The organism is Pseudomonas sp. NPDC087697 (assembly GCF_044743155.1).
Classification (GTDB): domain Bacteria; phylum Pseudomonadota; class Gammaproteobacteria; order Pseudomonadales; family Pseudomonadaceae; genus Aquipseudomonas.
This window is the reverse complement of the sequence record NZ_JBIUVW010000003.1, coordinates 149,242-162,320: the sequence shown is the minus strand read 5'-3', so window position 1 is coordinate 162,320 and position 13,079 is coordinate 149,242. Positions and strand designations below refer to the sequence as shown.

Genomic DNA, 13,079 nt, shown 5'->3' with positions numbered 1-13,079 from the left:
TTGCACAGGCACCTGTTGAGCGGATTCTGCGAAATGCAGTGCGGGAGAAGAATCGCTACCGGCAAATACTTAGTTCAGATTTTTCTAAACTAATGGCCAGAGGGGCGCTAGACTTCCCACCCAATGAAAGCTGGAATACGTCCCGTAGCAGCTGGCGTAGCCTGCGTTCGGCTGCGTAGCAGTCGTGATTGCGGTACTTGAGATTTCAGGAAAATTGAGTTGCCTGGATGGCGACCGCTTCGCGGCCGAACGTAGCCTTCGGCAACTGCTACAGGGGTTGTGTCGCGACGATGACTGCATTTCACTCGGAACCTTCACCATGGCCAACGCTTTACCCGACCTGAAACTATTGCGCATCTTCGTCAGCGTGGTGCGCCATCAGGGGTTTGCCAATGCCCAGCAGGAGCTCAACCTCTCGACCTCGGCCATCAGCACCTACATGAGCCAGCTCGAAGCGGCGTTGGGGCTGGTGCTCTGTCATCGTGGGCGGGGCGGTTTCAGCCTGACCAGCAAGGGCGAGCTGTTCCATCAGGAGACGCTGCGCCTGCTCGGCGAACTCGAAGGCTTCGAGCAATACGCCGCCGCGCTCAAGGGCGAGCTGCGCGGTACGCTCAACCTCGGGGTGATCGACTCCACCGTCAGCGACAAGGCCTTGCCGTTCGCCGAAGCCATCGGTGCCTACAGCCAGGAACACCCGGCCGTGCATTTGCACCTGTCGGTGATGAGCCCTTACGAACTGCAACTCGGTGTGCAAGACAACCGCCTCGACCTGGCCATCGGTGCGTTCTCCACGCGCATGAGTGGGCTGGTCTACATGCCGCTCTATCGCGAACAGCACTGGTTGTATTGCAGCAGCCGCCACCCGTTGTTCACCGAACGGCGAATTCCCGAGCAACTGATCACCCAGCAGCGCATGGTCGGTCGCGGTTACTGGAGCCAGGCCGAACTGGCTCGCCACGGCTTCAAACACAGCGCGGCGACCGTGGAAAGTATGGAAGCGCAACTGATTCTGGTGCTGTCCGGCGCCTACATCGGCTACCTGCCGGAGCACTACGCCCAGGCCTGGGCCGACAAGGGCGATTTGCGTGTGCTGCTGCCGGCCACTTTCGGCTATCAGGCGCCGTTTTCGATGATCGTGCGCCGCGGACGCAGCCGTGAGCCGCTGATCCAGACCTTCCGCGACCTGCTCAAAGCGCAGCTCAACCAGGCCTGATCGGGAGAATCGTATGTCCAGAAGCCAATGCGCCCGTTGCCTGCGCCCGCAAACCCATTGCCTGTGCCCGCTGATTCCCTGCCTCGACAGTCGCACCCGGGTGTTGCTGTTGCAGCATCCGAGCGAGGTGAACCATGCGCTGAACACCGCGCGGCTGGCGGCGCTGGGGCTGAACAATGCCGAACTGATCGTCGGCGAAGTGTTCGAGGATTTGTCGCAACGGCTGAATCAACCGGGTTATCAGGCCCGCTTGCTATTCCCGGCTGACGACGCGCAGCCGTTGCAGGCCTATACGCCCTCCGATCAACCGTTGCTGCTGGTAGTACCGGACGGCACCTGGCGCAAGGCGCGCAAGTTGTTGCACCTCAATCCATTGCTGGCGGCGTTGCCCCGAGTGACGCTGACCGAAGGCGCGGTGTCGCGTTATCGGTTGCGCAAGGCGCCGGGGCCGGGGGCGTTGTCGACCGTGGAAGCGATCGTGCAGGCGTTGCAAACCCTCGAAGCACCGGCCTCTTTCGAGCCGTTGTTAAAGCCGTTCGAGGCATTGATCGAAGGGCAGATCGCGGCGATGGGGGAGCAGACCTACCAGAAAAATCATGGTGGCTAGAAGCGAAAAGATCGCAGCCTTCGGCAGCTCCTACAGGTGTACGCATCCCATGTAGGAGCTGCCGAAGGCTGCGATCTTTGTTTCCCTTCAACGCCGTGCGTTCAATCCATCAGCGCCGATGCCAGGATCGCCGCGCTGGATTTAAGGATCGGCAGTGACTTGAGCACCGGAAAACACAGCCTGGTGTCCTGTGAGCAATAGAACCCATCCCGGTTTTCCAGCGGCAGATTGGTGCCCGGCACCGAAAATACCTCGCTGGGGCGGCGCTCGGTTGGAGCGCGTCGGGTCGCTACGTCGGGAGGGGTGATGACAAAGCAGACCGTGGGGTTGAGCGGGTTGGAGGACGTCTTTATCGGGATCTGTTCGACCAGGGTTGCACCGAGCTGTTCAACGACCCCGGCGATGTTCTTGATGTAACCCAACCGATCCATACGCTGTCGGCCCTGCTCACTGTTGATTTCGTAGGACGGCTCGAAGAGCACCAGCTTGTCGATCGTCACACGGAACAACTCTTCTAGGAGTTCGCTGAGCGTTTCGCCATTGGGTTCCAGCGCATGGCTTGAAACGGTGACGTTGACGGATTTGTCGAGCAGGGGGATTTCGCTGATGTCGGCGATAAACGGCGTGAGTCGTTCGAAGGTTTCGCCCATGTGTTGCTGCGCAAATGCCATGCCCTTGTGCACCCGTGACCAACTGATGTCGAAGGCATAAAGTTGTTCGGGCGGGAAGGGTAACTGCCGGGCGATCAGGCTCAGGGTCGTCAACTCACCGGTTCCGATGTCCAGTAGTGAGTCCTGAGGCTTGAGGTGCTGGCTCAGCAGGCTGGCCAGTTCACCGGCGTAGGCGTGGGCCTGGGTGAGGTTGTTTTCGACGTAATCGATGTACGTGCCGGCCTGCAAATCGTAGGCGGCCTCAATGATCTCGGGGGAGTTGTAGCTCAGTTGCTTTTGTTGGCGAAGCAGCTCCGTTATGTTCCGGCCTTGCGCGTAAGCGTGCCGGGCGGCCAGCATATCGAAGTGTTTGAGCGCAGTCCTTGTCTTGGTCATGGGCGGTCGCTGTGTCGAATGTGGGGGGGCAAAACCGCGCACAGTTTGCCCTGCTTTGAACCCTGGCGGGCAACGACGGGCTAAAAAATCCTCCTGCATTGGCCAATGTCACATGGCGTGCGCCTGTCGAGTCACCTATATGGGCGCTGGCGGTCCGATCAGCCGGCCCATGACGCCGAAGAGCCCCAGCGACGTGATCGCCTCCAGCTCAGCCTGTGTCTCTACCTGCTCGGCTATCAACGGCAAATCAATACTATTGGTCGCGCGGAAAATGGCTTCGATGAACTGTCGTTTGTCGCTTTGCTGGTCGATGGCACGAATGTAGCTGCCGTCGATTTTCAAGTAGGCCAAACCCAGTTGGGTGAGGTTGCCGATCTGGCTGAAGCTGCCGCCGAAGTGCTGCAGGCCGATCCCATAACCGGTGTCGCGCAGGCTCAGGCTCAGTTGACGCAACTCTTCGGGGGGCGGCAGTTGGCGTTCGTCGAACTCAAGGGTCAGCAACGGTGCGAGGCCGGGCAGGGCGTCGAGCATGTCGAGGATCAGGCGCCGTTGTGTGGCATCGCGCAGGGTGCTGCCAGACAAACTCAAGGCCAGCGGCCAGCTGTGTTCGGCCAGATAGTCGAGGGTGTGTTCGAGCATCGCCAGATCGAACCGTGCCGACCAGCCCAGACGCTCGACCCATGGCAGAAAGTGTCCTGCCGAAATGGCTTCGCCCTGCGGGTCGAGCAGCCGCGCCAGCACTTTGTGGTGCAGCACCTGGCTGGTGTCGGCGCATTGCACCACGGGTTGCAAGTACAGCTGCATTTTGCCGTGGGTCAGGGCGTCATCGATCCAGGTGCGCCAGTCATGCTGCGTCTGGTTCGGTGCGTTATCGGACTGCGCCAGATGCACCCATGGCCGTTCAGGGTGCTGCTGGGCCTGAGTCAGTGCCTGATCGAGGCGCAGCAGTACGTTGGTGGACGCTTCGCCAGGTGTGTAGGCGACTATCCCCAGATGCGCCACTGGCATGCAGTCGCTGGCGCCGGTCAGACGCAGGTTCTCCAGGGTGGCGCTGATCTCTGCGGCCAGGCGCGTCGCGTCCTTGTTGTCCAGGCCGGGGGTCAGCAGGCTGAACTCACCACCACGATTGCGTGCGGCCAGCCAGGTATGGCGATCAGGCTGTTGAATCAGGCGTTTAAGTAACTGACCGACTGCTGTGATCAGCGCGTCCGTGCGCTGGCCACCCAGTCGCTGATTGAGCCCGGTCAGGTCATTGATCCGCAGCATCAGCAGGTGTCCGGCGCTGCTTTGTTCGGTCACCAGCAAATGGTCAGTGAGTTGCTCATTCAGTAACCGTCGGTTGGCCAACCCCGTGAGGCTGTCCTGATACGACTCGACGCGGAGTTTTTCGCTGCGTGCGGCCTCTTCGGCAAACAGTCCTTTGAGTTTTTCGACCATTTGGTTCATCGCCAGCACCACGCGTTTGAGTTCCGGGGTTCTGGGCAACTTCGGCAGGCTGAGAAACTCGCGTTTGCTGATGGCTTCAGCCTGTTTGACCATGGCATCCAGCGGGCGCAGTTGCCGGCGCAGCAACCAGCCGCCGAACACCGCACTGAGCAACCCGCACAGCAGTAACCAGACCAGACTGCCAAGGGTACTGTCCCACAGTTTGGTCAGGGCGAACTGTAGGTTGCTCACCACTTCAACGCGCGCCGCTTGCTCCCAACCGCGCATGACCAAGGCATTGCCCCCTTGCGGGTGCAGGTTCACCAGATCGACGAACCAGCCCGGTACGTCTTTGGGGGTGGCGGCAGCGTTACGCTCCACCAGTACGCGCTCGTCCTCGATGTTGATGACCCGAATACTGGAAAAGTAGCCGCTGTCGAAGATCGAGCTGACCATCAACTCGATCTTCGACAGGTCGTCGATCTGTGTGCTCAACGACAGCCCCAGCGCAGTGGCGGCGTCCTGGGCGTGCGAACGCAATTGACCGAGCATTTGCTCGCGCGAACTCTCCAGACTGACAAAAAAACTACCGCTGAAGGCCACCAGCAAGAACAGGCAGATGGCCAGAAACAACTGTTTGAGCAGCGACATGAGGCGCTCCTTGCGGGTTGACGGCGTTAGCCATCACCCATCGCGAACCTTCGCAGTCGCCACGTTGGCCTTGGGCGAACGATGGGATATGTCTGGCGACTGACGTGCAGATGTCTGCAGTTTAGGTGCTGTTTTGTGAAAAGCAGGGCAGGTCGCCGCGCGGGAGCAAGCTCCCTCAGCACAAAGGGGGGGTATTCAGGATTTGGTAGGGGGTTTCTGCCGCAGGATAGACACCGTCACCAGCACCGCGCTGGTCAGCATGAAGCCGCATGCCCAAGGCAGGAGGACGAGGACGCAGTACCAGGGAGGGTTTGCCTATGGGGTCAGCCACAGGCAAATCCTTTTTCAACGGCCTGTTAGTGGTGACGAGGCTTGAGGATCGCCGGTTTTTCGTCTGGCGCGTTGCACAGCAGGTACAGCGCGGTCAGGGCTTCCGGGATCTGCACGATCATGTCGTCCATCAGGTTGGCGTCGGCCGCGATGTCGGAGAATTCAGGCTGCTCATCGAACAGGCCGGAACCGACCATGATCGGCAGCAGCATTTCGCTGACTTCGTCTTCGGCGGTTTCGAACCAGGCTTCTTCACGCAGGAATACGCCTTCCATGAAACCGATGCACCAGCCGCGCAGGTCGGAATCATCCGGCTCTTCGCCCAGGTCCAGGTCACACGGCAGCTCGAACTCTTCATCGGACGCCAGTTGGCGAGCAATGTGAGCCTTGAGGGCCAACAGGGTCGATTCGATTTCTGCACGCTCGGCGTCGTCGCGATAATGCGGCTCTTCGGCGAACAGCGCGTCGATCCACTCACGATCAGGCACCGTCTCGGAACAGATCGACAGGGCCGTCAGATAGCCGTGGGCGGCCACATAGTCCAGCGCCTCGTCATGCAGCTCGTCGGCGTCGAGGAAGGCTTGCAGGCGGGTTAGTTGCTCAGCGAAGGACATTGAAGGGCTACCTTGGGAATATACGATGCCCAATTCTAGGCGTTCTTGAGCGGTCCGGCCAGCCGCGCGGCAGATTTGCCCGCATTCCAAGCCGGTCTAAACCCGATCTGTAGCAGCTGGCGAGCCCGCGAGCCTGCGTTCGGCCGCGAAGCGGTCGCAAAATCAGGCACCGCAGTGTTTCAGGTAGACCGAATCGATAGGGTTTACGACTGCTTCGCAGCCGAACGCAGGCTGCGCCAGCTGCTACGGGGGAGTTGTTGATCTGGACGGGGCGGCTATTCGTCAGTGACACCCTTTGGCCGGTATCGCTCGGGTATACTCGCGCGTTTTGCAAAGCCCTGCAGGTGTCGCGACGGTCCCGGACAAATCCGCTTACGGATCTGTCCGTGAACAACGTGGTTTTTTGATCCAGCCTGCACACAGGGATATTCAGCACCATTTGGAGTTATTCATGCTCGAACAGGCTCAGCGCGTCCTCAAGGACATCTTCGGCTACGACAGTTTCCGTGGCCGTCAGGGTGCCATCATTGAGCGCGTGGCCAGTGGCGGTGACGCCTTGGTGCTGATGCCGACCGGCGGCGGTAAATCCTTGTGTTTCCAGGTCCCGGCACTGCTGCGTGACGGCCTCGCGGTAGTGGTTTCACCGCTGATTGCGCTGATGGACGATCAGGTCGCGACGCTTGAAGAGCTCGGTGTGGCCGCGGCGGCGCTCAATTCGACCCTGAGCGCCGAGCAACAGCGCGATCTGGCGGCGCGGATCAAGCGTGGCGAAGTGAAGATGCTGTACCTGGCACCTGAGCGCCTGGTTCAACCACGGATGCTGGCGTTCCTGCAAAGTCTTGAAATTGCTCTGTTCGCCATTGACGAAGCTCACTGCGTGTCCCAATGGGGTCACGACTTCCGCCGGGAATACCTGCAATTGGGCCAATTGGCGGAATTGTTCCCCCATGTCCCGCGCATCGCCCTGACCGCCACGGCCGACAAGCGTACCCGCGAAGAAATCGTCGAGCGCCTGCATCTGCAGAATGCCGAGCGCTTCCTGTCGAGTTTCGACCGGCCGAATATTTTCTACCGCATCGTGCCCAAGGAGCAGCCGCGCAAGCAGTTGCTGGCGTTCCTGGCGGAGCGGCGCAGCGACGCCGGCATCGTTTATTGCCTGTCGCGCAAGAAGGTCGACGAAGTGGCTGTGTTCCTCAGCGAGCAAGGTTTCCCGGCGCTGCCGTACCACGCCGGTCTGCCCAACGATACGCGGGCACATAATCAGAAGCGCTTCCTCAACGAAGAAGGCCTGATCATGGTCGCCACCGTGGCGTTCGGTATGGGCATCGACAAGCCCAACGTGCGTTTTGTCGCCCACCTGGACTTGCCGAAATCCCTTGAGGCCTACTACCAGGAAACCGGTCGCGGCGGCCGTGACGGTCTGCCGGCAGATGCCTGGATGGCTTACGGCCTGCAAGACGTGGTGATGCTCAAGCAGATGCTGCAGAACTCCGAAGGCGATGAACGCCACAAGCGTCTGGAGCAGCACAAGCTCGACGCCATGCTCTCGCTCTGCGAAGAAACCCGCTGCCGCCGTCAGACCTTGCTGGCCTATTTCGACGAAGACATGCCGCAACCCTGTGGGCATTGCGACAACTGCGTCGACGGTGTGCAGACCTGGGACGCCACCGAACCGGCCCGTCAGGCACTTTCGGCGATCTACCGCACTGGCCAGCGCTACGGCGTCGGGCATCTGGTTGATGTGTTGCTGGGCAAGGACAACGAAAAAGTCCGCAGCATCGGCCATCAGCATCTGTCGGTGTTCGGTGTCGGCAAAGCGCGGGCTGAAGGCGAATGGCGTTCATTGTTCCGACAGCTGGTGGCGCGCGGTCTGGCGGATATTGATCTGGAAGGCTACGGCGGCTTGCGCTTGAGCGACAGCTGCCGGCCGCTGCTCAAGGGTGAAGTGACCCTGGAGCTGCGCCGCGACCTCAAGCCGCAAACTACCGTGAAAAGCAGCACCAGCCAGGCCAGCCAGCTGGTACGCGGCGAAGAACGCGAGCAATGGGAAGCATTGCGCGCTCTGCGACGCAAGCTCGCCGAAGAACATGGCGTGCCGCCGTACGTCATCTTCCCCGATTCGACCTTGCTCGAAATGCTCCGCAGCCAGCCAAGCTCCCTGCCGGAAATGGCCAAGGTCAGCGGCGTCGGTGCGCGCAAGCTGGAGCGCTATGGCGAGGCCTTCCTCGAAGTGCTGGGCGGCCAGGTCGAGGCGCCGAAAGTGGTCGCCGACCTGCGTCACGAATTGATCACCCTGGCGCGCGCCGGCATGACACCGATGCAGATTGCCGGTCAGTTGCAATGCTCGGAAAAGAACGTGTACACGATGCTCGCCGAGGCCATTGGCAAGCAGCAATTGTCGCTGGAACAGGCACTGGACCTTCCGGAAGACCTGATGGGTGAAGTCCAGGACGCATTTCTGGACGGCGAGGGCGAGTTGCCGCCAGTGTCGGAGATTTCCGCGTTGTTTGCCGGCCGTGTCCCTGAGGGTGTTTTGTACTGCGTGAGAGCGGCGTTGCAGTCGGAGTTTGAAGTTTAAGTGCCGAATATCAAGATGTAACGATTCAGTACAGACCGAGCCTTGCTTCGAATCGAGGGTCATGCTTAGCTGACTAATAATTAGTTTCACCTTATTTCAGTCTAACCATGAGTTTTTTATGCCGTTAACCGATCAACACCGTTTTGGCATGCAGTTGGCGCAGATGTCTCGCGGCTGGCGCGCCGAACTGGATCGCCGTCTCGCCGGCCTTGGCCTGTCTCAGGCCCGCTGGCTGGTGCTGCTGCACCTGGCGCGTTTCGAAGAGGCCCCCACTCAGCGTGAGCTGGCACAAAGCGTGGGTGTTGAAGGGCCAACGCTGGCCCGCCTGCTTGATAGCCTGGAAACCCAGGGTCTGGTGCAGCGTCAGGCCGTGGTGGAAGACCGCCGGGCGAAAAAAATCGTGCTGTGTGCGTCCGCCCGTCCCTTGATTGAACAAATTGAAACCATTGCCACCGAGTTGCGCCACGAGCTGTTCGAGGGCGTCGACGAGGAAGAGCTGCGGGTGTGCATGCGGGTTCATGGGCACATTCTGGCCAATCTGGAAAAATCTTGAGGCATAACCACACAGCAGACTTTTGAGAACTGGCGCTGAGCAGACTATAAGAATTACCAGGCAATAACGTGTTCGTACTGGAAGTGCGAATACGCATTGGTGGTTCTGGTTATCGAAGGGATGCTCATGCTTGAGAGTTTGCAGTCTGTGTTACGGCGCTCCGTCAACCTGTTGTCGATCGCTGGCGCCTTGTTTTACTCAGCATTGGCTCCTGCGCTCGGGTTGGGCGACATCACGTTGCACTCAGCTTTGAACCAACCGTTGAATGCCGAAATCGCCTTGGTCGATCCCGGTCCTCTGACCGACGGTGAACTCTCGGTCAGCCTGGCGACGGCGGACGAGTTCGCCCGCGCCGGTGTCGAGCGAGTGTTTTTTCTCAACGACCTGCGTTTTACCGCCGTTCTGCGTGGCGATCGCCGCGTGATTCGGGTGGTGTCCAGTAAACCGGTCAATGAACCTTTCCTGAACTTTCTGGTGCAGGTGAACCAGCCCAACGGGCATTTACTGCGCGAATACACGTTGCTGATCGATCCACCGGGCTCACCGGGAATCGTACCGGCGAGTGACGTTGAGCCGACCCCGGCGATCAGCCGGCAACCCACTGCCGTCGCACCCGCCAAAACGCCTGCTGCTGCCCCGGCGAGCAAGCTGCCTGCGGCTACCGACCCCACTTCTGAATTGCTGGCAGCCAGCGTTCTGGAAAACCAGCAACTGAAACAAACCGTCGATCAGTTGAACACCCGGCTACAAGCCCAGGATGAGCAGATCGCCAGCCAGCGCAAGCAAGTCAGCGATCTGCAAACCGAGTTGGCCGAAGCCCAAAAGCCCTTACCCACACCCGTCACTCCTGCTGCGCCAGTCCCGCTACCCGTTGCACCGGTGGATGAGACAAACAGTGGATCGACGCTGTGGTTGATCGTCGGTCTGATGGTGCCGGTGCTTGGCGCGCTGTTGCTGTTGGGCTGGTTTGTGCGCCGTCAGCGGCGGGTACAGCCTGTGTCAGAACCAGCGCCGCGACATGAGCCGGTGGTCGGTTGGGCAGCACCCGGTACTGCACAGAAACTACTGGTTGAGCTTTCTACGACACAAGCCACCCCCGCGAACCGCGAAACCGTTCATGGGGCGGAAGTGCTTGAGGGCGTCGGTATCTACCTGACGTATGGCCGCTTCGCCGAGGCGGTCAGTTTGTTGCGCGAAGCCTTGCTCAAAGAACCGCAGCGCAGTGATTTGAACCTGAAGTTATTGGAGGTGCTGGGGCAGCAGGGCGACAGCGCAGGTTATTCGGAGCACGAAAACAGCCTGCTTGAAGCGGGTTACAGCACCGAGGTGCTGGAGCAGATTCGTGCGGGTTCGCCAAAACTGGCCAGTGCACAATCTTCGGCGACTCTTGAATCGACGGCTGAACCTGCTGTTTCGGTACGGGATGAGTTCCAGTTGAATCTGGATGATTTGTCGATGGAATCGAGCTGGGATCTGGTCAGTCCGTCCGACACAACAGTGGCAATGGCTAAACCCGTGGATCAGCTGGAGCCGCTGGACGATGGTTTTCTCGACGATTTCGCCGATGCCTCACCGGCCCTGGAACTTGAGCCGTTGCCGGTGGAGTTCGCAGGGCAGGAGCGCGAAGAGGTCCACGCCGGCAAACTGGAGGAGGCGCAGAACTGTATCGACGACGGTGATCTGGACAGCGCCATCCAGTGTTGAACGAGTTACTCAAGGACAGTGACGAATCCTTGAAGCACACCGCCCGCAGCCTGTTGGCCAGCATTCGCTGAACTCCTCCAGCGCCGGCTATGATAGCGATGCCATCGAGCTCAGGAGTCCAGCGCACCATGACCACCAGCAAACCAGAAGTTGTCATCACCTATTGCACGCAATGCCAATGGCTGTTGCGCGCCGCCTGGCTGGCCCAGGAGTTGCTCAGCACCTTCGGTGACGACCTGGGCAAGGTTTCACTGGTGCCGGGAACCGGCGGGGTGTTTCACATTACCTGCGCCGGGGTACAGATCTGGGAGCGCAAGGCCGACGGCGGCTTCCCGGAGGCCAAGGTGCTCAAGCAGCGGGTTCGCGATCAGATCGATCCAAGCCGCGACCTCGGCCACAACGACCGTTAGGTGACGAAAACCGTCTGCTCATCGATCATGCTGCGTTAAAAGCAGGTTCGAAATGCTCATTGACTAGCGTCAACTCCGCTTTCTCACCAGCTTTTGTCTTGCCTGATCTTCGCTCGGCTGGTTTTCGTCGAACCTAATGAGAGGCTGCTTCAGCCGCCACGTTTTTCTTGCTTGAACTGCCAGACAGACTGCTGGAAACCACAATCGCGATGATGATCAGCGCACCGCCAATCAACATCCGCAGTGTCGGATTCTCATTGAACAGCAGCCAGGCGACGGTGATGCCGTAAACCGGCTCCAGAGCGAACACCACCGCTGCGGTGCGAGCCTTGATCACCGCCAGGCTGGCAACGAACAAACTGTGGGCGACGCCGGTGCAGAACACCCCGAGCAGACCGATCCACAGCCAATCGATGGCGCGTACTTCACTCAAACCCGGTGCCGCCACCGGCAGCAGGCAGAGCGCGACCACCACGTTCTGACACAGCGCGGCCTGCACGGCGGGTATACGTCCGGAGCTGGCGCGGTTAGTCAGCGACAACAGGGCGAACAGCAAGCCCGAGCCTACAGCCCAGAGCAGACCGCTGGTGGCCTCACTGGCCAGATCGAAATCCGGGGTGACCAGCACCAGCCCAACGCTCACCAGCACCACCAAAAGTATTTCATTGGTGCGAATCCGCTCGCGGAAGATCAGGCCTTCAAGGATCACGGTGAACGCCGGGAAGCTGGCGAAGCCCAGGGTTGCAATCGCCACGCCGGCCACTTTGACCGCAATGAAAAAGCTCACCCAATGCCCGGCCAGTAACAGGCCGCTGAGCAGCAGGCGACGCCAGTCCACGGCTTCGAGTTTCTGCCAGCCGGTGTTGCTGGCGAAACGGGCAAAGAACGCCAGGGCGATCACCGCGAATGCCGCACGGCCAAAGACGATAATGGCGGGGGAGGCAGAGACGGCGAGTTTGCCGAACACTCCGGTCAGGCCAAACATCAGTGCGCCGATATGCAGGGCGCCAAGGGCGGTACGCGGAGTCATTTCAATCCTTAATCCATAGAGGCAATTACGACATTGAACCTCGTGACTGCCTGATTTGTCTGTCGTCAAACTCGCGTCTTTTATCGTCAGCCTAGCGCTTGCTCACCGTACGACGCAGCGCACCCGGGGAGGCGCCAAACTCACGCATCACCGCGGCGGCGAAGGCACTCTGGGATCCATAGCCGACACGGCTGGCGACTTCGCCGATGGGCAGCGCGGACTCACGCAGCAACTTCACCGCGATGTGCAAGCGGCGACTGCGGATGTAATCCATCGGCGTCTGCCCGCATTCGGCCACAAACCGCGCATGCAGGCGCGCGCTGGACAGCCCGGCGATACGTGCCAGATCGGCGACTTGCAGCGGGTAGGCGGCGTATTGGTCGATGTGAGCGTTGAGCGCGGCGTAGGGCAACCGTCGCCCGGCGATACTGTTCGGCGCGGCGTTGTTGAGGCTGGCGAGCAACAACACGGCGCCTTGCTGGGCGATTAGCGGGTCACTTACCGGGCTGCTCGCCAGCCAGCTCACTAGCTGACTTTGCCCAGCGTCCAGCGGCAAGCGTCCGGGGTTGTCGAGCAAGCGCCGACTGGCATCGGCATGCTCGCCCAATGATTGCGAAACCCACTGATCGCTCGGTACATCGAGCACCAGGCAGCGGCTGCCATTCGGGCTGCCACAGACGTGATGGGCACCTGAGGGCACCACCACGAAACTTTGCTGCACCACTTGGCTGCCATGCCCGCCGACCTCGAAGTCGAGCGCACCCGACAGGCCGAACACCAGTTGCGCGTGGTCGTGGCTGTGGACGATCAAGTCGTGGGTGTATTGGCGTAGCGTGAGGATCGGTCTCATCGCAGTCTCCTGGGCAGAGTGGCAGTCTACACCGGCCGCGTCCCGGCTCGGGCTGTCATCAGACTGCC

The 13,079-nt window shown here is 60.4% G+C and carries 10 protein-coding genes and 2 pseudogenes; 6 read left to right on the top strand and 6 right to left on the bottom strand.

The features are described from left to right. Positions 1-319: 319 nt before the first annotated feature. Together ACIPIN_RS04150 and ACIPIN_RS04145 are read left to right on the top strand one after the other, a co-directional pair. On the top strand, positions 320-1,213 hold the full coding sequence (locus tag ACIPIN_RS04150; protein WP_401115671.1) for a LysR family transcriptional regulator: 894 nt from the start codon (positions 320-322) through the stop codon (positions 1,211-1,213). Between the two features lie 13 nt (positions 1,214-1,226). Then, positions 1,227-1,820 carry a tRNA-uridine aminocarboxypropyltransferase gene (locus ACIPIN_RS04145; RefSeq protein WP_401115668.1) on the top strand — a complete coding sequence of 198 codons (594 nt, stop codon included), beginning with the start codon at positions 1,227-1,229 and terminating at the stop codon, positions 1,818-1,820. 101 nt (positions 1,821-1,921) lie between these two features. Here ACIPIN_RS04145 and ACIPIN_RS04140 read toward each other — a convergent pair whose 3' ends face one another. The 4 genes and pseudogenes from ACIPIN_RS04140 to ACIPIN_RS04125 all read right to left on the bottom strand — a co-directional run bounded on the left by ACIPIN_RS04140 (position 1,922) and on the right by ACIPIN_RS04125 (position 5,886). Next, entirely contained in the window at positions 1,922-2,866 is a 945-nt protein-coding gene (locus ACIPIN_RS04140; RefSeq protein WP_401115665.1) for a class I SAM-dependent methyltransferase, read from the bottom strand. Between the two features lie 135 nt (positions 2,867-3,001). Further along, the gene (gene lapD / locus ACIPIN_RS04135) at positions 3,002-4,942 is read right to left on the bottom strand and encodes a cyclic di-GMP receptor LapD (protein WP_401115662.1); all 1,941 of its coding nucleotides are present in this window, start codon (positions 4,940-4,942) and stop codon (positions 3,002-3,004) included. 195 nt (positions 4,943-5,137) lie between these two features. Continuing rightward, a pseudogene (locus ACIPIN_RS04130) lies at positions 5,138-5,239 on the bottom strand (DUF454 domain-containing protein); the annotation flags it as partial. A gap of 59 nt (positions 5,240-5,298) precedes the next feature. Beyond that, positions 5,299-5,886, bottom strand: a complete 588-nt coding sequence (locus ACIPIN_RS04125; protein WP_401115659.1) for a UPF0149 family protein — start codon at positions 5,884-5,886, stop codon at positions 5,299-5,301. Between the two features lie 451 nt (positions 5,887-6,337). Between ACIPIN_RS04125 and recQ the strand changes: the two genes are divergently transcribed. The 4 genes and pseudogenes from recQ (at position 6,338) to ACIPIN_RS04105 (ending at position 11,131) form a co-directional block, all read left to right on the top strand. After that, complete coding sequence (recQ, locus tag ACIPIN_RS04120; RefSeq protein WP_401115656.1) at positions 6,338-8,464, top strand: DNA helicase RecQ; 2,127 nt, start codon at positions 6,338-6,340, stop codon at positions 8,462-8,464. Positions 8,465-8,582: 118 nt separating this feature from the next. Next, positions 8,583-9,017, top strand: coding sequence for a MarR family transcriptional regulator (locus ACIPIN_RS04115; protein ID WP_401115653.1), 435 nt, complete (start codon positions 8,583-8,585; stop codon positions 9,015-9,017). A 126-nt stretch (positions 9,018-9,143) separates the two neighbouring features. Continuing rightward, a pseudogene (locus ACIPIN_RS04110) lies at positions 9,144-10,792 on the top strand (FimV/HubP family polar landmark protein). A 57-nt stretch (positions 10,793-10,849) separates the two neighbouring features. Then, positions 10,850-11,131, top strand: a complete 282-nt coding sequence (locus ACIPIN_RS04105) for a SelT/SelW/SelH family protein (protein ID WP_401115650.1) — start codon at positions 10,850-10,852, stop codon at positions 11,129-11,131. Between the two features lie 133 nt (positions 11,132-11,264). Here ACIPIN_RS04105 and ACIPIN_RS04100 read toward each other — a convergent pair whose 3' ends face one another. Both ACIPIN_RS04100 and ACIPIN_RS04095 read right to left on the bottom strand, forming a co-directional pair. After that, a complete protein-coding gene (locus tag ACIPIN_RS04100) occupies positions 11,265-12,161 on the bottom strand; it encodes a DMT family transporter (protein WP_401115647.1) in 897 nt (298 codons plus the stop codon). Between the two features lie 91 nt (positions 12,162-12,252). Continuing rightward, entirely contained in the window at positions 12,253-13,011 is a 759-nt protein-coding gene (locus ACIPIN_RS04095) for an AraC family transcriptional regulator (RefSeq protein ID WP_401115644.1), read from the bottom strand. Between the last annotated feature and the right edge of the window lie 68 nt (positions 13,012-13,079).

What these genes read in the sequence shown, in the direction of transcription:
- ACIPIN_RS04150 (WP_401115671.1), top strand. Translation starts at nt 320, where the DNA reads ATGGCCAACGCTTTACCCGACCTGAAACTATTGCGCATCTTCGTCAGC.
- ACIPIN_RS04145 (WP_401115668.1), top strand. Translation starts at nt 1,227, where the DNA reads ATGTCCAGAAGCCAATGCGCCCGTTGCCTGCGCCCGCAAACCCATTGC.
- ACIPIN_RS04140 (WP_401115665.1), bottom strand. Translation starts at nt 2,866, where the DNA reads ATGACCAAGACAAGGACTGCGCTCAAACACTTCGATATGCTGGCCGCC.
- lapD (WP_401115662.1), bottom strand. Translation starts at nt 4,942, where the DNA reads ATGTCGCTGCTCAAACAGTTGTTTCTGGCCATCTGCCTGTTCTTGCTG.
- ACIPIN_RS04125 (WP_401115659.1), bottom strand. Translation starts at nt 5,886, where the DNA reads ATGTCCTTCGCTGAGCAACTAACCCGCCTGCAAGCCTTCCTCGACGCC.
- recQ (WP_401115656.1), top strand. Translation starts at nt 6,338, where the DNA reads ATGCTCGAACAGGCTCAGCGCGTCCTCAAGGACATCTTCGGCTACGAC.
- ACIPIN_RS04115 (WP_401115653.1), top strand. Translation starts at nt 8,583, where the DNA reads ATGCCGTTAACCGATCAACACCGTTTTGGCATGCAGTTGGCGCAGATG.
- ACIPIN_RS04105 (WP_401115650.1), top strand. Translation starts at nt 10,850, where the DNA reads ATGACCACCAGCAAACCAGAAGTTGTCATCACCTATTGCACGCAATGC.
- ACIPIN_RS04100 (WP_401115647.1), bottom strand. Translation starts at nt 12,161, where the DNA reads ATGACTCCGCGTACCGCCCTTGGCGCCCTGCATATCGGCGCACTGATG.
- ACIPIN_RS04095 (WP_401115644.1), bottom strand. Translation starts at nt 13,011, where the DNA reads ATGAGACCGATCCTCACGCTACGCCAATACACCCACGACTTGATCGTC.